Origin of the sequence: Calditerrivibrio sp. (assembly GCA_026415135.1) — a bacterium.
In the GTDB taxonomy this organism is placed as follows: domain Bacteria; phylum Chrysiogenota; class Deferribacteres; order Deferribacterales; family Calditerrivibrionaceae; genus Calditerrivibrio.
The window spans coordinates 42,973-66,065 of sequence record JAOAHS010000026.1 but is presented as its reverse complement, the minus strand read 5'-3'; the positions used below and the strand labels follow the sequence as shown (position 1 = coordinate 66,065).

The window sequence follows — 23,093 nt, the reverse complement described above, 5'->3', positions numbered from 1 at the left end:
AAGGTTAAATAAAGTATAATAAGGAGATCGTATGGACTTTAAACAGATAGAAGCTTTTGTGTATGTCGCTAAATACAAATCATTTTCGAGGGCTGCAGAAAAGATGTTACTCAGCCAACCTACAGTTTCCACACATATAAACACCCTTGAAGAGGAATTAGGTATAAAACTTTTTGATAGGTTGTCTAGGGAAGTAGTTTTGACAGAATCTGGACAGGTCTTTTATGACTATGCAGTGGATATGATCGACCTTAGGGAACGATCCATCGAAGCAATAAAAGAGTTTTTAAACGAAATAAGTGGTAACATAAAGATAGGTTCTAGCACAATAATAGCGGAGTTTATACTACCATCAATAATAAAAGAGTTTAACAATAAATACCCAAAAACCTTTTTTACCATGGATATAGCGAGCTCGCAGATGATCATTCAAAGGTTAGTCGATGGTATCTTAGATCTTGCCATAGTCGCAAGAAAAATACCCAAAAAGGATTTAGAATACAAAACAATCCTCAAGGACAGAATTGTATTAGCTGTAAATAAAGAGCACCCTTTCTATTCCCGAAATAATGTTTTTTTAGATGAAATTATAAATGAAAAGTTTGTTATCCGAGAAGTTGGTTCTGGAACAAGGGCTGCGGTCGAATATGCCCTTAAATCAAAGGGGTACGATTTTGAAAGTCTAAATGCAACAGCTATCATGTCTTCAACCCATGGGATCATACACTCCGTTAAAAATGGTTTAGGTATAGCCTTTGTCAGCGAACTGGCTCTAATCAAAGATGTTTGCAGCAACGACATCAGAGGCATACCTATAGTGGATCTGGTTGTTGAAAAAGATATCTTTTTAGCTTACAACAAAAGAAAAACTAGTAAAAAACTTATAAAAAGTTTCCTCGAACTTATACAAAACTACAATTTTAACAGCTCATTAACAAGATAAAGGCGGTGCATCCGCCCTTATCACCTATTGAGGTTTTATCTTTTTAAAATTGGTCTCGTCAGCTCCACATACTGGACACTTCTTGGGTGGTTTTTCTCCTGTATGAACATACTCACATACGATACACTTAAATTTTTCCATTATAGAGATACCACCTCTTTTATCTCTGGGATCTCATTTTTTAGTCTCATCTCTATACCGTGTTTCAATGTCATTGTACTAAAAGGGCAGCTACCACATGCACCTGTGAGCTGAACCTTTACAACACCATCATCTGTTACACCCAAAAGCTCAACATCACCACCATCAGCCTGCAATGTCGGGCGTACCTTTTTTAAAACCTCTTCTACTCTTTCTTTTAAAGTCATCTTTACCTCCTATGCTAACTTTTCACCCTATTTTTAATCTTAGCTTTCATCTCATCAACTATCGAAGGATCCTTACCTATTCTGGTATAATAGTCTTTTAAAGCAGCCTCTATAGCTTCCTCTGCCATGACAGAGCAATGTATCTTCGCAGGAGGTAAACCATCCAACGCCTCAACAATAGCACTATTGGTTAGCTCCAATACCTCTTCGACAGTTTTACCCTTAAGCAGCTCTGTAGCCATAGAACTAGATGCTATAGCAGCTCCACATCCAAAAGTCTTAAACTTGACATCTTGTATAACACCATTTTCATCTATTTTGAAAAAAAGTTTCATAACATCGCCACAGGCAGGATTACCCACTTCACCTACACCATTGGCATCTTCAATCTCCCCCATATTTCTAGGGTTCATAAAATGGTCCATAACTTTTTCACTGTATGGTCCTTTTACCATTTTTTCCTCCAGATCTACTGTTTTTTATAGTATGGTGACATCTCACAAAGTCTATTAACTATCTCTGGCGTCACCCTAATTACCTCATCAACTTCATTTTCCTCAGTCCATCTTGACATTGAAAATGTGATAGAACCTGCACATATATCGTTTGGAACTCCGATGGCAGTTAACACATGGGATGCTGCTAACTCTTCTTCATCCTCAGCAAGGATATTTGAAGAACAAGCCGAACCACTCGCAGCACAGATCCCTTTGAGGGAATACCACAACAGTAGCGACTCCCCCTCTATATACTCTATCCAGAAACTGACATGCCCTGGCAACCTATCCTTTTCATCACCAGTAATATGTAAGAAACTAAACATACCCTTTAATTCATTAATCAGCTTATCCCTTAGCTTGATCATCTTTGCAGTATATTCAGACATCACCTCTTTTGCAATCCTTGCTGCTTCACCAAGACCAACTATTGCTGGCACATTTTCTGTACCACTTCTATAACCATTTTCTTGAAACCCACCATCAAAAAGTGGAGATAGATGAACCCCTTTTTTCACATATAATGCGCCTGCACCCTTTGGACCATAAAAATTCTGACCAGCTATGCTCAGGAGATCACAGTTAAACCGCTTAACATCAATAGGAACATGACCTGCTGAAGCCACAGCATCCACATGAAAAAGTACCCCTCTTTCTTTACAGATACTACCTATGGTTTCCACATCCTGTATAACTCCTATCTCTGGATTTGCATGCATTATAGATACTAACAGTGTATCATCAGAAATCGATCTTCTTAAATCATCCAGGTTTACCTTACCAAAATTATCAACCTTTATCTTTGTGACCCTATATCCATTGTTTAAAAGCTTAACACAAACATTTTGAACAGAAAAATGTTCAATCTCAGATATGATAATATGGTTTTTACCCTCATACTTGAAACTGTTTGCCACACCCTTAATGGCAAGGTTATTGGATTCTGTACCACAGGAGGTGAAAATAATTTCATCAACATCAGCATTTAAAAGGGAAGCCACCTGTTCCCTAGCCTCACCTATTGCCAAGTAAGATTCCCTACCTAATGGATAGAAATGGGCACTGGGGTTACCATACTTCTCGGTGATAAATGGTAGCATCTTATCGACTACACGCTTATCAGGCTTTGTTCCAGCAACATTATCTAAATATATCATCAAAAGGCCCCCGTTTTTATACCATTTTTGTCTTAATAATATACACTCTAATGAGTAAAATTCAAGCTAAAAATTATCATTTTTTTGTATAGGTAAGCTTACCATTATTTACAGTGAAATAAAGATTTTTTACTGACTCCTTAGGTTTGCCCAAACCAGCTATTGTTTGTCCTTCATAGTTGATAGCAATAGCAGAAGCATCACCGATATTTATTATGAAAAACTCTTTAAAACTAAACTCTTTCACATAACCAGGTTTAGCTATAAAATCAAGTTCAGTTTGATTATCAATTCTCACATTCACCCAACAGATATTGTAAAAGGTAAGCTTAATTGTTTTAGCAAGAACTTTATTATCAGATTTGTTATCTTTTGATAAATCGATACTTTCAAGTTGAGCAAGTACATTACTGTTATCCATTACAGAATTATCAGAAACACTGGTTTTGTTATCACTACGGTTATCTAAAACTCTATTATCAATATCTTTTGTAATATTTATTGTGACACTGTTATCATCGGTTTCTGGCTTTTTTACCACAAAGAAATATGCTGAAGCAACCAGCAAAAAAAGAATCGAGATACCTAAATATAGATAAATCCTTTTTTTCAATTGATCCTTATCCACCTCTTTATTGACCTCTTTATATACCTCTTCATCCCCTTGAGTAGTACCAGGTTGAAACATAGATTTCTTACATTCAAGATGGAACAACTCCATCATCTCCTGTTCAGATAAACCCAGATATCTAATATAACTTTTTGTAAAGCCATAGCAGTGAACGTAAGATGGCAAGAGCAGGTAACCCCCCTTTTCAATGGCTTCAAGATAAGTTATAGAGATCCTCAGATCTTTAGCAGCCTTTTGAAGTTCTATCCCCAATTCTTCTCTTTTAGCTCTCAAAATCTCACCAAGCCTACTCATCTTAGACCTATCTCTTTGAGTAATTCAATGGACTCTTTGGCTTCTTTTGAATTTGGCTCTGAAGTAATGATCTCCTTTAATAGAGGGATAGATTTATTACTTTGATTAGTTGAAAAATAAAGCTTTGCAAGTTGAAGTTTTGCATTATTGAAAGTTGGGTTAAGAGATATCACCTGACTATATAAATTTGCAGCCTCATCAAATCTTTTCTGCTGAACATAGAGATCTGCAAGTACCATATAGGTACTTAATACCCTCGGGTTAGCTTCTATAGACCTTTTAAAATAGTACTCAGCTTCTTTGTAATTTCTGATCTGCATATAGGCAGATGCAATATTATAAAAAATCACCTCAGGTGTAGGATACTTTGGATCTTCTCCTATTTTTTTCCAAATATCGATTGCTCTTAACGTTTCATTTCTTGTGGCATAGATAGTTGCAAGTAGGTTTAGGTATTCTAGTTCATTGGGCTTTAGCTCTATTGCACGTTTTATATAGCGTTCTGCATCTGATACTCTATTCTTTTTAATATAAAATGTTGAAATCGCATAATATACACGATCATCATCAGGATTTATGGCTAATGCCTTTTCAAACTCAACAATAGACAGATAGTCGGTCTCAGAACCTAAATATGCAAGCCCCATTCTGTAATGGGATTCTGCAAGCTCCTTATCCTTTGTACTGCAGCCCAAAAGGAGGACAATTAAAATAAAAACATTAAGAATTCTTTTCATATATCACCCTCAAACCATTTAGAGTAAGATTTGGATCATATCGCTTTAAAAATTTTGATTCACCCATAAAAACCGACCCAAGCCCTCCCGTAGCAATTATACAAGGATCAATCCCCCTAAAACGCTCATCAATAATCCTCTGTATGATCCCATCCACAAGGGAAAGATATCCAAAGAAAATACCAGATTTTATAGAACTTATTGTATTTGTACCTATTACCTTATCACATTTTTCTATCTCCACCTCGGGAAGCTTGGCTGTCTTTTGATGTAGAATAGTAGCAGAAAGCCTTACACCGGGACAAATCACACCACCGATATACTCACCATTTTCATTGATCACGTCAAAAGTTGTTGCAGTACCGAAATCAACAATAATAGCTGGATATCGATAATGTTTTAAGACTGCTGCTGCATTTACTATTCTATCCGAACCCACTTCCTTAGGATTTTCAAGCTTTATTGGAACACCCGTTTTGAGACCAGGGCCAACAACTAAGGCATCTTTATTGAGATACTTTTTAGCAAACTTGGTAAAAGTATAGACCAGTTGTGGCACAACAGAGGATATTATTACACCTCTAATATTGGTTGGCTCTATGTTACTGTTTTTTAAAAGTAACATGATAATAGCAGCATATTCATCAGTTGTTTTGTGGTAGTCAGTGGCTAACCTAGAGTTGAAAACAAGCTCCTCCTTGTAAAACACACCAATCACTATATTAGTATTACCTATATCCACTGCAAAGATCATAAATAAACATCTCCAAATAGCAAATATTTTTTTTCACCGGCTTCATCGATTACAAAAAGCTCACCTGCCCTATTTATTCCGATCTCAGTAAACTCCTTTTTCTCACCACCATAATGAATTCTAATCTTTTTGCCCACACAATAGCTATATTTACACCATTTTTCTATAATATCAATACTATTTTTAATGAGTTGATCATAAAAAGATTCAAAACTCAACAAAATAGATCCAAACACCTCATCAAGATTATAGACAGTACCTTTAGAAAGATAAAGAGATGTCGCCAAATTGCTAAGCTCATCTGGAAAATAACGTTGATTCACATTGACACCTATACCTACCACAACCTTTTCCAAGTTATTACCTGAAAACTTGGTTTCTATCAATATACCCCCAACCTTTTTTCCATTTATCACTATATCATTGGGCCACTTAAGAAAAGCCTCACAGTATCCCCTTAACGCTTCACAAACAGAATACCCAGATACAATATTCAACGGTAGTAGATTCTCTATTTCCAGCGGTGGTAAAACGAGACTAAAAAAAAGATTGTCTTCCTGCGATAACCAAACTCGTCCACTTCTCCCCTTCCCCCTTCTTTGTTTTTTTGCAAGAATGACAGAATAAAAAGGGTAATTACCACCCAAAGCTTCTGAATTTGTGGAATCTATTTCATCAAACAGAAATAGCCTTTTAAATAAATTACATCTGGGTAACTCAAAATACATTAAGCATAGACTCAATCTGTTTGATAACTGGTGTGATGTCCGATGATTTGGTTATTTTTACTGTATTACCATACTCAGATAAATCTGGCAGATCATCTGGATTGGCAGTATAGATGATGATGGGAACAGCAGATTTAGCATTTCTTATACTCCTTAAAACATCGATCCCACTTACCTTAGGCATCCTAATATCAAGGATAACAATATCTACATACTCCTCAGAAAAAGAAACCAGGGCTTCATCCCCATCCACCGCGGTGATAACATTATACCCTCTATCCCATAGTTCGTCACTCAATAACAATCTTATATTAGGATCATCATCCACAACCAAAACTGTTTTCAATCTCTTCCTCCATTACTCATATAATCTTTTTTCTATAAAAAAGTTCACAATATTTATATCAAGCTTATTATTTTCTGCCTCTTTTTTTATTATATCAAGGGCAATATCCGTTGGTACAGCCTTTTTATAGGGCCTATCTTTAGCTGTTAGAGCATCGTATATATCTGCTATAGCCATAATCCTCCCATAAAAATGTATTTCATCCCCTTTCAAACCAAAAGGGTAACCACTACCATCAAGCTTTTCATGATGCATACATGCAATCCTGGGCACATCCTTTAGCTCCTTTGTCCAAGGTATTGCAGAAAGATAAATGTATGTATACAAAACATGCTTCTCCATCTCTTGTCGCTCTTCATCGGTAAGGGATCCTCTTTTAACGCTTAGGGCTACAAATTCATCCTCTTCTATGAGGGGTACTTTTTGGCCATCATCAACTTCAAAATGAACATCTTTTAGCATATCCAGTATATGCGCCACATCACCCTCCAACACTGTGGGCTCGTTTGCCTTACATATAAGCTCGAAAGAGTTTTCAGGTATAATACCATTATCTATTGTCTTTAAATACTTAATCTTATATTTAATCTTTTCCAGTTTATCTTTGGATATCTTTTTTGCTTTTTGCAAGATATGTTCCCTTACACCTATCTTACCAAAATCGTGCAACAGACATGCATATTTAAGCATAGTATACTGGTCACTATCCATGTTAAAATCTGGGAAAATATCCTTTGCCTTAGACATCTCAGTAGCTATCTTCAGAGTAAGGTTGGTAACCCTTTCTGTGTGACCCCTTGTAATGGGATCCCTTGATTCGATTGCCTGAATACTCGCTTTTATAAAACCTTCCCACATATTTTCAATTTCATTATATAAGAGACTGTTTTCCAAAGATATCCCCACAATACCAGCCAACGTATTAGATATCAGTTCGTCGTTTTCAGTAAAATAGAAAGGCTCAGATTTTTTATTTATAAGTTGAATTACACCTATTAGATCACCTTTCCTGTTAGTAAGGGGGATGGTAATCATCGATTTTGTTTTGTACCCAGAAAATCTATCGAAGTCACTATTAAAACGATAAGGTAAAGACGGATCTAACTGATAAGCATCCTTGATGTTCAAAATAGTCTTGTTTACACCCACATAACCAGCTATACTTCTCTCATCAAGGGGTATAGAAAACTCTCTAAAAGGGATTTCCAAAGAATCGTTTTGGGTATACTTAAACACCAATGTTTTTTCCTGATCGTTATACAAAAAGATACTACCAGCATCAGCATTTAACAACCTCCTCACCCTCTTTAGAGCAACATCCATAAACTGATGAAGTTCTTTTATACTGAAGAGTTCATAAACTATCTCTATAAACTGTTGTGCCATAGATCCTCTAAATATTTTGCTATACCATATTATAACATATTTTTTGTATAAAACGATAAAAATTAAAAACCAAGATGCTCACCTATTATAATCACCTCTATATCCGAAGGAATAGGTTTCTTTTCGATTATTGATATTACCCTACATATCCTCTGAGGTGAATCACAATCCACACAATAGCCCAATTTAGCACATGGGGTATTTACACCTAACCTTTTAGCATTCATGGGCGATGCAATTCTTTTTATCCTTTTAATCCCATCATCTACACACTTTACAATCTTATTTATACCCACAATCAAGAGTGCTTTTTTTGGGCCAAAGAGCATTGCGTTTACCCTATTACCAACACCATCTATATTCACCAGCTTTCCATCTTCTGTTATAGCATTCGATGAAGTGATAAATAGATCACAAGTCTGTTGTCTCTTTCTGATATCATTCTTCTCTTCCGGAGAAATATCCGGCAAGTTATGATTTAAAATAACCTTGTTCTTACAAACATCCCTCTCCAAAATCTTAAGGTCTCTTAATACAGTCATAGACCCACCTATGCCGATTGTCTCGTAACCAGCAATCACACTGTCGATATAGTGCAATGCAGTATCACTACTTTCGTAATACGAAGCAGCAAAACCATTTTTTAGTAATGCACTGACAGTCTTTTCTGCTAAAATGCTGTTATGCCAACGTCTAATATCATTCATACATACCTCCAATAGTTTAGATATAGTACATTCCCACAATATAGTCAAAAAAATTTCTCTTGAAATACCAGATATTATGAATTATAATTTAAAAAAGTTACTAAATCAACAAGAGGAGCATATGAGCAAAAAACTTAATATCCAGGATGTTTTTTTGAATTTTGTTAGAAAAAAAAGGATACCTGTAACCATCTATCTGATGAATGGTGTCAAAATGGAAGGGGTGGTAAAAGGCTTTGACAACTTTGTTGTAGTGATCAAAGACGATTCCCAAAAGATGATCTATAAACATGCCATCTCCACAATAGCACCTAATGAAGAGATTCAGGATATAACCAGTTTAGAATAAAATGGTGTTTGGCGGCGGGGCAAGAAGACCCCGTAATGTTATATTGTTTAATGCAGTAATGTACAATTCAGCACTGGGGGATCATTTAGAAAAGTTAAAAGATATTTTTGGGGAGATTATAGATCAAACAGATCATTTCTCCTTTGATCATACAGACTATTATAACAAAGAATTTGGGGAAGATCTCAGAAAGTTTTTTGTTCTTCATAGATTATTTATCCAACCAGACAGAATTGTAGAAATGAAGTTAAAAGCTATACAGCTTGAAGAGCAATACAAAAAAGAAGGCAGAAGAACGATAAATATCGATCCGGGTTATGTTGCCATCGAAAAAGTCGTAGCAGCCAGCACAAAAAATTTTACCCATAGAATTTACATGGGCAAAGGCATCTATGCAGATCTTCAACTTTCAAGAAGAGGCAATAGATACGAGCCACATTCATGGACCTTTGAGGATTACAAAAAAAAAGATGTCTTAGAACTATTTGAAAGAGCAAGAAAACTACTTATGGAAGGTGCCCTATGAACACAAAAACAGTCGCCAACACAATAGGTCTTATTGTTATCGAGGCTATAAAAGACATCAGAAGTAAAAAAATCCCCCTCACTGCCAATACCCTTGCTAACTCTTTGAAAGAAAATGAGGAGTTTAACAAACTTTTTTTAAACTTTTCTGATAGTGAGATATTAGAGGAGATAAAATACTTCCTCATCGATAAATGTACATTCTTTTACTCAGTGCTTAACATACAGGATTTTTTACAGCTCAAGGAAAACCTTGAAAAGGATAAAAACACTGAAAACATAAAAAATTATACTATAAAAACAATATCCCTTGTAGCCGAATACTTAGATAAAGCTATAAACATTCAAAGTAGACTGAAAAGTATTATCGACGAAATAGTGATAAGGTTTGATAAAACTTCTATAACATTAAACAACATTTTAGAAGAAAACAGCACGGTTCTAAAGAAAGACATAGAGGATGATCAAAAGATAGCATCAGAACTTACCACTGTTAATGACCTGATCATAAACGAATCCTCCCTGGAGATACTAAAAGAGATGGTTCTAAGCAGGGTAGATAAATTGTCAAAAGATATCTCCAAAAAGATCGAATTTAAAAATGACGCTCTACAAAATATAGAACAGAAAAGAGCCACCGTTAATAAAGAGCTGTCTGAATACAAAAACAAAGAGCAGGAACTGGTCAAACTAAAAAAAGAAGTTGAAAAATACAAAATGGAATCTGTCACTGACTCCTTGACAGGCTTATTCAATAGAAAGTTTATGAACAAAAGATTAGCAGAAGAGGTAGAAAGAACAAAAAGATACAATACCACCTTTTCTTTAGTTTTTACAGATATCGATGATTTTAAGAAGATCAATGACTTTTATGGTCACATTGTCGGTGATTTTGTACTAAAATACCTTGCTGATATAATCAAATCTGAGCTTAGAAAAGTTGATTATGCTTTCAGATATGGCGGGGAAGAGATGGTTATTCTACTAACAGAAGCAAACCTTGAAAACGCCATCAAGTTTGCCAATAGGCTTCTTGAAACAGTGAGAAACACTGTTTTTAGGTATAAAAATGAGGAGCTAAAAATCACTATAAGTATAGGTGTAGCTGAATATAAAAAAGGTGAATCGATAGAACAACTCATAGAAAGGGCTGATTTAGCTATGCTCAAAGCCAAAAGAGAAGGTAAAAACAGAGTCATAGGTGGTTAACTTGGACAACTTAGCTTTTTCGAAAGAGGCCACCAGTTTTCTAAAACTTTTGAAATTAGATCAGATAACTGAAGAACATCTTGATATATTGGAAAAACATGGTATCGTAAACTTCATAACCAAAGAGCTTCTTTTGAGAAAAAGCTCCGATGAGCAGGTAAAAATGATTCTTTCAGGGGGATTACCAATAGCCCCAAAGGATCTACCCATCGTAACATTTCTTTTGGTAAAAAACTACCAGCACCTTTTTCAGGATATTTTTCAATTCATCATAAAACTGGATAGCACTTCTAAAAAAAATATAGCAAGCTTCCCTCTTTTCGAGGGTGGATATTTGACTTTTTTATGCAAGCTCCTTAAAAATGATCCTTTATTTGTTTCCCATCTGATCTCCTTAAACAAGATCGACTTAGAAATAGTTGATATACTGGCAAACTCAAACGAACCAGAAGTTCTGTACCGCATATCCCACATGAGGCATATTATCCAACATGATCTAAATATAGTAAAAAAGCTTTTGTCCAACCCTTACACCCCTGATGAAGCTTTGACTTATCTTAGACAACTGTATGTAGAACTAAACTACCAAGAAACTGAGGAAGAAGAAAAAGTCGAAACCCATGAAACTGAATCGAAAGAAGAGAACCAAGATATCAAAACCCTTTTTAAAGAGACCCAACATCTACCAAGTAACCTAAAGAGGGAATTAGAAGAAAACTTAGCTCAAAGAATCTCAAAAATGACAACACCTGAAAAGATTAAACTTGCCCTTAAAGGTAACAAATCTGCAAGGATGTATCTTATAAGGGATCCAAACAAACAGATTTCACTTTCCGTTCTTGAAAACCCAAAGATCACAGAAGATGAGATACTCTTCCTTGTTAAGAGCAAATCTACACCTGATCATATCATACGAGAGATAGCCAAAAACAACAATTGGTCTAACAACTACAGTGTGGTAAGAGATATGATATTTAATCCCAAAACACCCCTTGATATCTCTATGAATCTAATAGGAAAGATATCCACTGCAGATTTAGAAAAACTGTCCAAGTCTAAAGAGATTCCAAGTGCACTAAAGAACCAGGCACTGAGGATTTTCCTAGTAAAAACTGGTAAAAAACAATGAGACATCTTATATTCTTATTGATAGTTGCTGGCCTTGTGTTTTATCTTTTGTTTGCAACAAACGGTCTTATACAATATAAGGAATTGATAAATATAAGAGAAAAGTACAGAAAAGAGTCGATGGAGTACGATAAAAAGATATCCCAACTTAAAGAAGAAATTGAACTCTTAAAAAAGAACAGAGACTATCTAGAAATGTATATCAGAAAAGAGTTAAACTATAAAAAAAATGAAGAGGACCTTTATATCATAATCAACCATGATGACAGCTTACACAGTAAAAGAGATAACAAAAAGAATTAAAGACTTGATTGAAAAAAACTTTAATACCCAAATCACCGTTGTAGGTGAGGTATCTAATTTATCTGAATCTCCTAGCAAACACATATATTTTAATCTCAAAGACGATTCTGCACAAATCAAAGTTGTTTTTTTTAAAATGTACAGAAATCCAAGAGAAAATTATGAGCCCAAAAATGGTGATAAAGTTTATGTAACTGGGGACATTACTGTTTATGAAAAGGAAGGTAATTACCAGATAATAGCCAAAAAAATTGAATATGATGCTATAGGGGACTTTTATAAAAAATTTATAAACACTAAAACACTGCTTGAAAAGGAAGGGTTATTCGATCATAAAAAGAAAAAAGATCTACCAAATTTTATCAAGAAGATAGCAGTATTGACATCCCCTCAGGGTGCAGCAATAACAGATTTTCTAAAAATACTCCACGCAAACAAGATAAATATAGAAATAGATCTTTGGGGGGTTAGAGTTCAGGGGAATGAAGCCTTATATGAGATAGTAAATGCACTAAATCAAGCAGGCAAAAATTCAGAGTACGACCTTTTAATCCTTATGAGGGGTGGTGGTTCCCTTGATGAATTGTCGGTATTTAATGAAGAGTCTATAGCAAGAGCTCTTTTTAATTGTGACATCCCCACAATAACAGCCATTGGCCATGAAAGAGATACAACTATAGCTGATCTTGTTGCTGATGTAAGAGCATCTACCCCTACAGATGCAGCAAATAAAATTGTGGAGATATTTAAGAGAATAATTGAAACCTTAGAAAAAAAATCTGAAAAATTAACTAACATTATAAATAACAGTTTATTCAAAAACTCTCAATATCTGGATAACCTGTACACTATTATATTAAAAAACTCCCCCCAGATGAAACTAAATCGCCTTAAGGATTTGATATCCCAATCCCACAAGAATATTCAATACCTTATTAAAGCCAAGATATATTCATTCTCTACCAAGATAGAACAATTAGAAACATTACTACTGAAAAACAATCCATCGATTAAAATCCAACAGTTAAAAAAGGAGATAATATTTCTTGAGAATAAATTACATAGATTGCCAACCAACAGAATAGAAAAGCTTCATCTAAAGATAAACTCTTTAGAATCCATACTTAGAAACCTTGACCCAGACAACATAATAAAAAAAGGTTACTGTATCATAACAAAAGATAAAAAAGTTATTGTTGATGTGCGCGATGTGGCTTTAGAAGATACACTTGAAATAAAAATGAAAAACGGGTATATTCAAAGTTTTGTAACGGGTAAAAAGATATTGGAGGACAAACGTGGATAGAATTCCCATAACACCTGAAGGTTTTGAAAAGATAAAAAAAGAACTGGAGAGATTAAAAACCGTAGAAAGAAAAGAGGTTATAGAGGCTATCAAAGAGGCAAGGGCCCATGGAGATCTCAGTGAAAATGCAGAGTATGACGCAGCTAAGGAAAGACAGGGTCTGATAGAAGCCAAAATAGCGGAGCTTGAGTCAAAAATTGGTCGTTTTGAGGTTATTGATCCCTCAAATTTTAGCGGTGACAAAGTTGTATTTGGAGCTTATGTAGAAATCGAAAATATAGAAACTGGTGAAACAAAAAGGTATAGAATAGTAGGTCCCGATGAAGCAGATATATCAAAGGGGTATATATCGGTCCTTTCACCTATCGCAAAAGCATTGATGGGGAAATCTGTTGGTGATACAGTATTGGTTAAAGCACCTGGTGGTGATAAGGAATATGAAATACTTGATATTTCTATAAAATAAATAATATGCCAACAATACTTATTGTTGATGACGAAAAATCTTTTCGTGAAGTATTAGAGATACTTTTTACTGCTGAGGGCTTTAGCGTTTTGCTTGCTAAAAATATATCAGAGGCAAAAAATATTTTAGATAGGTTTGAGGTAGATATAGTGCTTTCTGACCTCGTCATAGGTAAAGAAAGTGGTCTGGATCTTGCGCGATATGCTAAGGATAAGAATATGAGCATACCTTTTCTTCTTATAACTGCTTACGCTAGTCCTGATACAGCTATGGAATCTGTAAAACTTGGTGTCATAGACTATATATCAAAACCCTTTGATAATGATAAACTCATAAAAATAGTTAAAGACCTTGTCCAAAAGGACAACGAAGATGAAACCATAGAAGAGCTCAACGACATCATTGGCAACAGCCCATTTATAAAAGATTTAAAAAAGAAGATAAAAGATATTGCGAAAGGAGATTCCTCTGTACTTATAACAGGCGAATCTGGGACAGGAAAAGAGCTTGTAGCAAGAGCTATCCATAATCTAAGCAATAGAAAGGTTGCGCCATTTGTCCCCATAAACTGTGGTGCAATACCTTCAGAACTTGTGGAAGCAGAGCTCTTTGGTTACAAAAAAGGGGCTTTTACAGGTGCATATACAGATAAGAGAGGTTTATTCGAAATAGCATCAGGGGGAACAGTTTTCTTAGATGAAATCACAGAACTACCTCTAAATCTGCAGGTAAAGTTATTAAGAGTACTTCAAGACAAAAAAGTAATGAAAGTAGGTTCCACTGAAGAGCTCCCTATAGACATCAGGGTGATATCTGCCACAAATAAAAACATCGCTTTAGAGGTTGAAAAAGGTAATTTTAGAAGTGATCTGTACTATAGGATAAATGTTGTAAATATTGATCTAAAGCCCCTCAGGGAGAGAGTAGAAGATATAGAACCCCTTTCAAGATTCTTTTTAAAGAAGTTTTCTGAAAAGATGAATAAAAGTGTTAAAGAAATCTCTTACCCGGTGCTTGAAATATTAAAATCTTACGATTACAAAGGTAATGTAAGGGAACTACAAAATATCATAGAAAGAGGTGTTGCCCTGGAGAAATCTGACCGTCTTTTACCTGCAAGTATCCTCGAATACTTTTCCCAGAAAACCACCGAACATTCACCACTTCTACCAGAACTAAGACTTGATGCCCCTATTAATTTGGAAAAGATCGTGGACTCCATAGAAAAGAGATACATAAGCTGTGCCTTACAGCTCACCGGTCATAACCAGAGTAAATCAGCAAAACTCCTCGGTATAAGCTTGAGGATGTTGAGATACAAAATGGATAAACATGGTCTTACTTGAGGAATTATGTTATTTGATAAGAGTTTTTTAAATTTACCAAATCAGCTGACAGTTTTAAGGGTAATAATAATCCCATTTTTTATTATATTTCTCTACATGGACAAAGGGGTTACAAACATCATAGCAACAATCCTGTTCGTATTAGCATCCATAACCGACTACGCAGACGGATACCTGGCTCGAAGGTACAAAATCATAACAGATTTTGGTAAAATTCTGGATCCTATAGCAGATAAAATCCTTGTTGCTGCCAGTATGATTGTATTGGTGGAATTAAATAGACTCGCCGGATGGATCGTAATATTGATGCTTGCAAGGGATTTTGCTATAGGTGCACTAAGGAATTTTGCTGCCAGTAAAGGAGTTGTGATTGCAGCTGGGTTTTCTGGCAAACTTAAAACTGTTTTACAAATGATAGGGATAGGATGTCTTATCTTTAAACAGCCTCTTTTGGGGCTCGATATATTTTTTATAGGCATTATATTTATATATGCAGCACTATTTACATCCTTGTACTCCTGTGTAATCTATTATATAAAATTTTTCAAAGATATAAAAAATATTGAGCATGGGGACACCGGCGTATGATCTTTTACTTGGTATCAGCCATAATCGTATATCTGCTCGGGGCAATACCTTTTTCCTATTTACTAGTCAAAATGGTAAAAGGGGTAGATATCAGAACTGTAGGCAGTGGTAATGTAGGTGCCACTAACGCTGGTAGAGTATTGGGTTTTTGGGGTTTTGTCGTTGCTTTTTTGCTTGATATGTTAAAAAGTTTTGTTCCTCTTATCTTACTAAAGCACGTATACAGCGTAAATCAAGAACTTCTACTTATTTTTGGAATGATTTCTATTTTAGGTCATTCCTTTACCATTTTTTTAAATTTTAAAGGTGGTAAAGGGGTAGCAACTGCAGTTGGAGTTTATCTTGCTGTAAGCCCAATAAGTTTGTTTATAGCTTTTTTGGTTTTTATCCTGGTCGCATGGATATTCAAAATGGTTTCTCTAAGTTCCATAATTGCTGCCATATCACTTCTTGTATCAATACTTTTCATCGAACATTCCATAGTCGTTAAAACCGTGACTTTTACAATTGTTATATTTGTTATATACAAACATAAAGATAACATTAAAAGGATTATGAACGGTACAGAAAAGAAGATAGGAGAAAAAATTGGTTAACCCTTTACTGATCTTTGACGAAGCAATACAGTTAGCCTTAATGGGAAAAGGATACACTGGAACAAACCCAGTTGTGGGAGCAATTGTAGTTAAAAATGGCAAAATAATCGGAAGAGGATACCATAAAGCTTTTGGTATGCCCCACGCTGAGATCGAAGCACTCAAAGATTGTGAAGAGTCACCGGAGGGTGCTGATCTTTATGTTACCCTTGAGCCTTGTTCCACTTACGGCAAGACACCTCCATGTACCGAGGCTATAATTAAAAGTGGTATAAAAAGGGTCTTTATAGGCGTTGTAGATCCAAACCCCGATCATAGTGGTAAAGCTGTTGATATTCTAAAAGAATCTGGCGTAGAAGTTTTCATTGGATACAACGAAAAAGTATGTGCAGAGATCATAGAGGATTTTACCAAATTCATACTACTTAAAAAACCATATTTTATTTTAAAAGCAGCCACCACTTTGGATGGTAAATTAGCTACTGTTACTGGAGACTCTAAATGGATCACCAACGAATCCTCACGAATCTACGTCCAGTACCTAAGAACCATTTCTGATGCCATACTTGTGGGTATCAACACTGTACACAAAGATGATCCCATGCTTAACGTTAGAAGCTTTGGAAGGGATAAAGAGCCAATAAAAATAGTTGTTGATTCTCATCTATCCATAGATGAAAACTCAAAACTAGTAAAAGAATTTGGAAGACATCTACTCATAGCCACAACCAATAGAGATGAAATAAAAATATCGAAACTACAAAAATATGGTGTCAAAATCCTTTTATGTGCCAATAAAGATGGAAGAGTAGACCTATCAGATCTTTCAGACAAACTTATAAATATGAACCTACTAAACATATTAGTGGAAGGTGGTAGTAGAATCTTTGGCTCATTTTTAAAAAATGGGCTTGCTGACAAACTCTATCATTTCATTGCACCAAAAGTAATAGGAGGAGATGGTATATCGATGTTTGATACTTTAGGTATAGAGAATATAGAAGGTGCTATTAGTTGTAGTTTGTTATACACAAAAAGATTTGAAGAGGATATCTTAAATGTATATAAATTTTATGATTATACAAAACATACCCTTGAGTTAACAGAAAAAGTACGAAATAGGTGTAAACACAAATGTTCACAGGAATAATAGAAGAGATAGGTACAGTCAAATATATACTCAAAAAAGGGAATAGTGCCGAGATCTCAATCAATTGTTTTAAGGTGCTCGAAGATGCAATGATCGGGGACTCCATAGCTGTAGATGGAGTGTGCTTAACTGTAAAAAACTTTGATAAAAGTAGTTTTTCCGCAGATATCTCCTATGAAACCCTTAATAAAACTACGTTAAGTAGATTGGTACCAGATGATAAAGTGAATCTCGAAAGAGCTCTAACACTTCAGACGAGATTAGGTGGACATATTGTCTTAGGCCACGTGGATTGTGTTGGAATCATAAAGCAGATAAGAAATATAGGTAACAGCATTGAACTCTACATCTCAGATTTTAATCCCATAAAACAGTATATAGCTAACAAAGGCTCAATAGCATTAAACGGTATTAGCCTAACAGTAGCAGAGATAAAAGAGAACATCTTCACTGTTGCAATTATCCCCCATACTTTTGAGATGACAAACCTAAAATACAAACAGGTGGGTGATAGAGTAAACCTCGAAGCTGATATAGTAGCAAGATACTTAGAAAGGTTATTGCAAAATAAAGATAATAATAGTAAATTAATTGATATGCTTAGAAATATTGAACTTTAAAAAATTTCAAGGATAGCTTGATGACAGAAAATGTAAGAATAGGTATTGAAGAAGCAATCCAAGAGCTTAAACAAGGCAAGATGATCATCCTTGTAGACGACGAAGATAGGGAGAACGAAGGGGATCTTGTCATAGCTGCGGACTTTGTAACCCCCGAAGCGATAAACTTCATGGCCAAGTACGGTAGAGGTTTGATCTGTCTGAGTCTAACAGCTAAAAGGTGTGAAGAACTTGGACTAAACCTTATGGTATCAGAAATGGGTAACTCAGCAAGGTTTGGTACCGCCTTTACAGTATCCATTGAAGCCAAAGAGGGTGTCACCACTGGTATATCAGCTTACGATAGAGCAAGAACAATAAAAGTAGCCATAGACCCCAAAACAAAACCATCTGATCTGGTAAAACCAGGGCATGTTTTTCCACTAAGGGCAAGAGACGGGGGTGTTCTTGTACGAGCAGGTCAGACAGAAGGTTCTGTAGATCTTTGCAAATTAGCTGGACTAACCCCAGCAGCAGTTATCTGTGAAATTATGAAAGATGATGGAACAATGGCTCGCATGCCAGATCTCGAAATATTTGCAAAAGAACATGGAATAAAAATAGTCACAATAGCAGATCTGATTGCATATCGATTAAAGAACGAAACAGTAGTCGAAGAATCTGCCACAGCAAATTTACCTACCATTTTTGGCAAGTTTATAATAAAAGGGTTTAGAAATATCATCGATGAACAGGAAGCAATAGCTTTGATCAAAGGGGATATAAAAGCTGACGATCCAGTACTCGTTAGAGTACACTCCCAATGCTTAACCGGAGATGTTTTCGGTTCTTTGAGATGTGATTGCAGATCTCAACTTCATTGTGCCATGCAGATGATAGAAAAAGAAGGTAAAGGTATACTCCTTTATATGTTTCAAGAAGGAAGAGGAATAGGGATATTAAATAAAATAAAAGCCTACGATCTTCAAGATCACGGTTTTGATACAGTAGAAGCAAACCTTCATCTGGGTTTTAAAGATGACCTCAGGGATTATGGATTTGGTGCACAGATACTTAGGTTTCTTGGCGTAAACAAAATGAAGCTCATAACAAACAACCCCAGAAAAATAAAAGCTTTATCTGGTTATGGGATCGATGTAGTAGATAGAGTTCCAATAGTTTGCGAAATAACTCCAGAAAATATAAACTATCTGAAAACCAAAGAGGAAAAATTAGGGCATAAATTAAACATAAAAAAGATAGTAAAAAAATAGGAGAACATTATGGCTGTAAAGGTATTGGAAGGTAAATATGATGGTAAAGGATTAAAATTTGCAATCGTGGCCTCAAGATTTAACGATTTTATCGTAAAAAGCCTTATCTCCGGTGCTGTCGATGCTTTAATCAGGCACAATGTCGACGAAAAGGATATAGATGTTTTTAAAACACCTGGAGCTTTTGAAATCCCACTGCTTTGCAAAAAACTTGCTAAAACTGGAAAGTACGATGCTGTAATTGCCTTGGGAGCTGTTATAAGGGGATCTACACCCCATTTCGATTATGTTGCTGCTGAAGTATCAAAAGGTGTAGCCAAAGCCAGTTACGATACAGAGATACCCGTTATCTTTGGAGTTCTTACCACAGACACCATAGAACAAGCCATCGAAAGAGCAGGAACAAAATCTGGGAACAAAGGAGCAGAAGCTGCAATGGGTGCTTTGGAAATAGTAAATCTTATAAAGGATCAAAATATTTGATGTCTAGTAAAAAACAAAAAAAGATGCGAAAGTATGCCCTCGATCTATACTATATCCATAACCAAACTGGTGATCTTATGGAATATGTTGCTGAAAATCTTATAAAATTTCAAAATTATAACAAAGATATACTAACTAAAAGTATAGGCCTATTAAAGGAAGCCATGAGCAATGTTGATTTTACAGATGATCTGATAGAAAAATATCTAAAAAAAGACTGGTCCATAGACAGACTACCTGTCTTAGATCTTTTAATACTAAGACTAGCCATTTTTGAATTGTTCAGATCAGATGATGTAATAGAGGTAATAGATGATTACGTTTCGCTTGCCAGTAAATATTCAGATCATACAAGCCCTTTTTACATAAATGGCATTTTAGAAAAAATAAAAAACGATTTTGGATTAAATAAAAAATGACCAAACATATCTCTTTACCATATCCCAATGAAAACAGCGAAAAAGGTTTTGACCTCTTTCCAATATTCTTGGATTTTGATTTTCAAAACTTTTTGCCAAGAGGTATAACTGCCAAGATCGATCTACTAAATCCTGGCAAAATGTATAGTTGTATAAGCAAAATAAAAAAACCAAAAGAGATAATATACGTTCTTAAACACGATCTATGCTTTGAGAAAGGTTTTTTTTTAATCGACTTTTTAAAGTTATCCATAGAAAACGATAAATACATAACGTTGCTCAAAGACTTTGAGCACCACTATCTTTACTTTGAAAAATCAAACATTATAGATTTTAAGGAATTATCAGATAGACTGAATAAACATATCTTTGTTGTGGAGTTTTTGTGATGGATAAAACCGTGAAAATCAAATTTATTGCAAATCAAAAACAGATCCTATATATAAATAGTATTTTAGACTCCTATGATGGTATAGGTATAATGAGAACAATAGACAAATCCAAAGGGCAGATAGCAATATACTCCACTCAATCGCAATATGAAAAGGTTTTAAAACTCTTGAAAGCACTTAAAAAAGAGGGTACACACATAGAAAGTATAACATGGGAGTTTAGTGAAAATGTTGATAGTTGGTGATATTATATGGAAATGAATATTAACAAAAAATATTTAATTCTTGAGATCTCAAAAAGTACTACAAAGGATAACAGACCCTACTTTAGGACTGTATTTATCGATAAAGAGGGTTCCCAAATGCATGGGATCATGTTTGATAGCAACAAGCTAAAGTTTGAACCTGAAAAAGGTGATGTGGTCTATGTTCAAGGATCTATCCAAAGCTACAACGGTCAATTTCAGATCAAGATCAGCAACATGGAAAAACTCCCCTCTGAAGAAGCCGCTGACTTCCTTCCCAAAGGAAATTTTGATGAAAATCTGTTATTCGATGAATTTGTTTCCTATGTTGACCATCATCTAAAAGATAAATTCATTAAAGAGCTCTTTAGTCAATTTAAATCAGATAAAGAGATAATACAAAAGTTTAAGAAGATTCCTGCAGCTAAAAATGTTCATCACGCATACATCGGTGGTCTATTAGAACATACCTTTTCTGTGGTAAAATTAGCTGTCATGATGGCCAAATTCTATAAAGTTAACAGAGATCTTCTTATAGCAGGTGCCATTTTTCACGATATTGGTAAAGTTTTTGAACTGGATATATCCAAAGGGTTTGATTACACAGATAGTGGTAAATTGATCGGACATCTATTGCTTGGTATAGAGTTGGTAAACAATTATTGTCTTAAGATAAAAGATTTTCCAGACAACTACAGATACTTAATAAACCATATGGTGGCAAGTCATCATGGAATGTTGGAATATGGTTCACCTAAGAAACCTAAAACATTAGAAGCTATCATACTGCACCACATAGATGATATGGACGCAAAAGTCAATACATTCAGATCTATATTTATAAAAGACAGTGTGGCCGATGGGGGATGGAGTAATTATGATCGCCTATTGGAAAGACAGCTCTATAATCACAATATAGTTTCGGAGGACATAGATGAATGAAGGCTTAGGTATTAGAAAAATTTTATTAGGTATCCAGTTTTTATTTGTTGCCTTTGGTGCACTTGTTTTGGTTCCTCTATTAACTGGTTTGGATCCTTCTATCGCTTTATTCACTGCCGGTATAGGAACTCTCCTTTTCCAGCTGATAACAAGATCAACTGTTCCTGTTTTTTTGGCCAGTTCCTTTGCCTTTATAGCACCTATTCAATACTCTATAAAAAATTTTGGTGTTGGTGAAACATTTGGTGCTTTAGCTGCTGCTGGCATTGCATACTTTTTATTGGCATTTCTTGTTTACAAAGGTGGCATAAAATCCATTGAGAGATTCCTTCCACCCGTGGTTACAGGCCCTGTGATCATGGTTATTGGATTAAATTTAGCTCCCGTTGCAATAAAGATGGCAAAGAGTTTTGATGGATCAGGTAACTTCGATGGTAGAGCCATGATTATATCTTTCATATCTTTGGTCACAGCTATTTTGGTGGTAATGTATGGTAAAAGGATTTTAAACCTTATACCAATTATCATGGGGGTCATCGTAGGGTATATTGTTTCTTTACTCATGGGTGTAGTTGATATGTCCCCCATATCAAAGGCTGATTGGTTCGTCATCCCTTGGATAGAAGCAATAAACAATAAAAGCTACGCTTTACCTGTATTTGATCTAAATGCAATCCTTTTTATATTACCTGTTGCCATAGCACCTGCCATTGAGCATGTGGGTGATATACTCGCCATTTCATCGGTTACCGGCAAAAACTATCTTGAAAAACCTGGACTCCATAAAACGCTGTTAGGTGACGGTCTTGCAACATCTATTGCAAGTCTGTTGGGTGGTCCACCTAATACCACCTATTCAGAAGTAACAGGCGCTGTTGCCCTTACAAAAGCAACTGATGTTGTCTATATGCGTATTGCAGCATTTACAGCCATCATATTAGCCTTTTTCGGAAAGCTCAATGCAGTCCTTAAAACAATTCCTGTACCAGTTATGGGCGGTATTTTGATCCTACTTTTTGGTATGATAGCAGCAATCGGTGTAGGTACATTGGTGAGGAACAGAGTCGATATGGCAAAATCAAAAAACCTTGTCATCGTATCTGTGGTTCTTGTAATAGGAATAGGTAACCTTGTAATCAGCTTAGGCCCAATCACTCTTGGAGGGATAGGTCTTGCTGGTATCGTTGGTATTGTTTTAAATTTTATATTACCAGAAGGAAAATAA

The 23,093-nt window shown here is 35.3% G+C and carries 31 protein-coding genes; 20 read left to right on the top strand and 11 right to left on the bottom strand.

All coding sequences use genetic code 11. From position 1 onward, the window contains the following. Positions 1–31 precede the first annotated feature (31 nt). Positions 32–943 carry a selenium metabolism-associated LysR family transcriptional regulator gene (locus tag N3C60_04575; GenBank protein ID MCX8084177.1) on the top strand — a complete coding sequence of 304 codons (912 nt, stop codon included), beginning with the start codon at positions 32–34 and terminating at the stop codon, positions 941–943. Between the two features lie 24 nt (positions 944–967). Here N3C60_04575 and N3C60_04570 read toward each other — a convergent pair whose 3' ends face one another. The 11 genes from N3C60_04570 to N3C60_04520 form a co-directional block, all read right to left on the bottom strand. Then, complete coding sequence (locus N3C60_04570; protein ID MCX8084176.1) at positions 968–1,084, bottom strand: rubredoxin; 117 nt, start codon at positions 1,082–1,084, stop codon at positions 968–970. After that, the gene (locus N3C60_04565; GenBank protein ID MCX8084175.1) at positions 1,084–1,311 is read right to left on the bottom strand and encodes a NifU family protein; all 228 of its coding nucleotides are present in this window, start codon (positions 1,309–1,311) and stop codon (positions 1,084–1,086) included. Before N3C60_04565 ends, N3C60_04570 begins: the two co-directional genes overlap by 1 nt. Before the next feature lie 14 nt (positions 1,312–1,325). Then, positions 1,326–1,766, bottom strand: a complete 441-nt coding sequence (nifU, locus tag N3C60_04560; protein ID MCX8084174.1) for a Fe-S cluster assembly scaffold protein NifU — start codon at positions 1,764–1,766, stop codon at positions 1,326–1,328. Between the two features lie 14 nt (positions 1,767–1,780). Next, positions 1,781–2,965 (bottom strand): cysteine desulfurase, encoded by a 1,185-nt coding sequence (locus N3C60_04555; protein MCX8084173.1) that lies wholly within the window; start codon positions 2,963–2,965, stop codon positions 1,781–1,783. A 76-nt stretch (positions 2,966–3,041) separates the two neighbouring features. Continuing rightward, entirely contained in the window at positions 3,042–3,890 is an 849-nt protein-coding gene (locus N3C60_04550) for a DUF4115 domain-containing protein (protein MCX8084172.1), read from the bottom strand. Next, on the bottom strand, positions 3,887–4,627 hold the full coding sequence (locus tag N3C60_04545; GenBank protein MCX8084171.1) for a tetratricopeptide repeat protein: 741 nt from the start codon (positions 4,625–4,627) through the stop codon (positions 3,887–3,889). The genes N3C60_04550 and N3C60_04545 overlap by 4 nt, the downstream gene beginning before the upstream one ends. After that, positions 4,611–5,381: a type III pantothenate kinase gene (locus N3C60_04540; GenBank protein ID MCX8084170.1), complete on the bottom strand. Its 771-nt coding sequence runs from the start codon at positions 5,379–5,381 to the stop codon at positions 4,611–4,613. The genes N3C60_04545 and N3C60_04540 overlap by 17 nt, the downstream gene beginning before the upstream one ends. Then, positions 5,378–6,109, bottom strand: coding sequence for a biotin--[acetyl-CoA-carboxylase] ligase (locus tag N3C60_04535; GenBank protein MCX8084169.1), 732 nt, complete (start codon positions 6,107–6,109; stop codon positions 5,378–5,380). Before N3C60_04535 ends, N3C60_04540 begins: the two co-directional genes overlap by 4 nt. Then, positions 6,099–6,455, bottom strand: coding sequence for a response regulator (locus tag N3C60_04530; protein MCX8084168.1), 357 nt, complete (start codon positions 6,453–6,455; stop codon positions 6,099–6,101). The genes N3C60_04535 and N3C60_04530 overlap by 11 nt, the downstream gene beginning before the upstream one ends. Positions 6,456–6,467: 12 nt before the next feature. Beyond that, a complete protein-coding gene (locus tag N3C60_04525; GenBank protein MCX8084167.1) occupies positions 6,468–7,841 on the bottom strand; it encodes a GAF domain-containing protein in 1,374 nt (457 codons plus the stop codon). Between the two features lie 62 nt (positions 7,842–7,903). Further along, positions 7,904–8,548 carry a lactate utilization protein gene (locus N3C60_04520; protein MCX8084166.1) on the bottom strand — a complete coding sequence of 215 codons (645 nt, stop codon included), beginning with the start codon at positions 8,546–8,548 and terminating at the stop codon, positions 7,904–7,906. A gap of 121 nt (positions 8,549–8,669) precedes the next feature. On the opposite strand from N3C60_04520, the gene hfq reads away from it, so the two are divergent. From hfq to N3C60_04425, 19 genes are read left to right on the top strand one after another with little or no spacing between them, the layout of a single operon-like run. Continuing rightward, positions 8,670–8,897: an RNA chaperone Hfq gene (gene hfq / locus N3C60_04515; GenBank protein MCX8084165.1), complete on the top strand. Its 228-nt coding sequence runs from the start codon at positions 8,670–8,672 to the stop codon at positions 8,895–8,897. 1 nt (position 8,898) lies between these two features. Continuing rightward, on the top strand, positions 8,899–9,423 hold the full coding sequence (locus tag N3C60_04510; protein MCX8084164.1) for a DUF4416 family protein: 525 nt from the start codon (positions 8,899–8,901) through the stop codon (positions 9,421–9,423). After that, positions 9,420–10,631 carry a GGDEF domain-containing protein gene (locus N3C60_04505; protein MCX8084163.1) on the top strand — a complete coding sequence of 404 codons (1,212 nt, stop codon included), beginning with the start codon at positions 9,420–9,422 and terminating at the stop codon, positions 10,629–10,631. Before N3C60_04510 ends, N3C60_04505 begins: the two co-directional genes overlap by 4 nt. A gap of 1 nt (position 10,632) precedes the next feature. Further along, entirely contained in the window at positions 10,633–11,760 is a 1,128-nt protein-coding gene (locus tag N3C60_04500; GenBank protein MCX8084162.1) for a hypothetical protein, read from the top strand. Further along, the gene (locus N3C60_04495; GenBank protein ID MCX8084161.1) at positions 11,757–12,062 is read left to right on the top strand and encodes a septum formation initiator family protein; all 306 of its coding nucleotides are present in this window, start codon (positions 11,757–11,759) and stop codon (positions 12,060–12,062) included. The genes N3C60_04500 and N3C60_04495 overlap by 4 nt, the downstream gene beginning before the upstream one ends. Next, positions 12,019–13,368 (top strand): exodeoxyribonuclease VII large subunit, encoded by a 1,350-nt coding sequence (gene xseA / locus N3C60_04490; GenBank protein MCX8084160.1) that lies wholly within the window; start codon positions 12,019–12,021, stop codon positions 13,366–13,368. The genes N3C60_04495 and xseA overlap by 44 nt, the downstream gene beginning before the upstream one ends. After that, a complete protein-coding gene (greA, locus tag N3C60_04485) occupies positions 13,361–13,834 on the top strand; it encodes a transcription elongation factor GreA (GenBank protein MCX8084159.1) in 474 nt (157 codons plus the stop codon). Before xseA ends, greA begins: the two co-directional genes overlap by 8 nt. 5 nt (positions 13,835–13,839) lie before the next feature. Then, positions 13,840–15,180, top strand: a complete 1,341-nt coding sequence (locus tag N3C60_04480) for a sigma-54 dependent transcriptional regulator (protein ID MCX8084158.1) — start codon at positions 13,840–13,842, stop codon at positions 15,178–15,180. 6 nt (positions 15,181–15,186) lie between these two features. Continuing rightward, positions 15,187–15,768 (top strand): CDP-diacylglycerol--glycerol-3-phosphate 3-phosphatidyltransferase, encoded by a 582-nt coding sequence (pgsA, locus tag N3C60_04475; GenBank protein MCX8084157.1) that lies wholly within the window; start codon positions 15,187–15,189, stop codon positions 15,766–15,768. After that, the gene (gene plsY / locus N3C60_04470) at positions 15,765–16,364 is read left to right on the top strand and encodes a glycerol-3-phosphate 1-O-acyltransferase PlsY (GenBank protein MCX8084156.1); all 600 of its coding nucleotides are present in this window, start codon (positions 15,765–15,767) and stop codon (positions 16,362–16,364) included. Before pgsA ends, plsY begins: the two co-directional genes overlap by 4 nt. Next, positions 16,357–17,514 carry a bifunctional diaminohydroxyphosphoribosylaminopyrimidine deaminase/5-amino-6-(5-phosphoribosylamino)uracil reductase RibD gene (gene ribD / locus N3C60_04465; GenBank protein MCX8084155.1) on the top strand — a complete coding sequence of 386 codons (1,158 nt, stop codon included), beginning with the start codon at positions 16,357–16,359 and terminating at the stop codon, positions 17,512–17,514. The genes plsY and ribD overlap by 8 nt, the downstream gene beginning before the upstream one ends. Further along, a complete protein-coding gene (locus tag N3C60_04460; protein MCX8084154.1) occupies positions 17,499–18,134 on the top strand; it encodes a riboflavin synthase in 636 nt (211 codons plus the stop codon). Before ribD ends, N3C60_04460 begins: the two co-directional genes overlap by 16 nt. A 20-nt stretch (positions 18,135–18,154) precedes the next feature. After that, complete coding sequence (locus tag N3C60_04455) at positions 18,155–19,387, top strand: bifunctional 3,4-dihydroxy-2-butanone-4-phosphate synthase/GTP cyclohydrolase II (protein MCX8084153.1); 1,233 nt, start codon at positions 18,155–18,157, stop codon at positions 19,385–19,387. Positions 19,388–19,396: 9 nt separating this feature from the next. Then, entirely contained in the window at positions 19,397–19,870 is a 474-nt protein-coding gene (gene ribE / locus N3C60_04450; GenBank protein ID MCX8084152.1) for a 6,7-dimethyl-8-ribityllumazine synthase, read from the top strand. Further along, on the top strand, positions 19,870–20,289 hold the full coding sequence (locus N3C60_04445; GenBank protein MCX8084151.1) for a transcription antitermination protein NusB: 420 nt from the start codon (positions 19,870–19,872) through the stop codon (positions 20,287–20,289). Before ribE ends, N3C60_04445 begins: the two co-directional genes overlap by 1 nt. Continuing rightward, a complete protein-coding gene (locus tag N3C60_04440) occupies positions 20,286–20,678 on the top strand; it encodes a hypothetical protein (protein ID MCX8084150.1) in 393 nt (130 codons plus the stop codon). Before N3C60_04445 ends, N3C60_04440 begins: the two co-directional genes overlap by 4 nt. Continuing rightward, positions 20,678–20,926, top strand: coding sequence for a DUF4911 domain-containing protein (locus N3C60_04435; GenBank protein ID MCX8084149.1), 249 nt, complete (start codon positions 20,678–20,680; stop codon positions 20,924–20,926). Before N3C60_04440 ends, N3C60_04435 begins: the two co-directional genes overlap by 1 nt. A gap of 6 nt (positions 20,927–20,932) precedes the next feature. Beyond that, on the top strand, positions 20,933–21,868 hold the full coding sequence (locus N3C60_04430) for an HD domain-containing protein (GenBank protein MCX8084148.1): 936 nt from the start codon (positions 20,933–20,935) through the stop codon (positions 21,866–21,868). After that, positions 21,861–23,093 (top strand): uracil-xanthine permease family protein, encoded by a 1,233-nt coding sequence (locus N3C60_04425; GenBank protein MCX8084147.1) that lies wholly within the window; start codon positions 21,861–21,863, stop codon positions 23,091–23,093. The genes N3C60_04430 and N3C60_04425 overlap by 8 nt, the downstream gene beginning before the upstream one ends.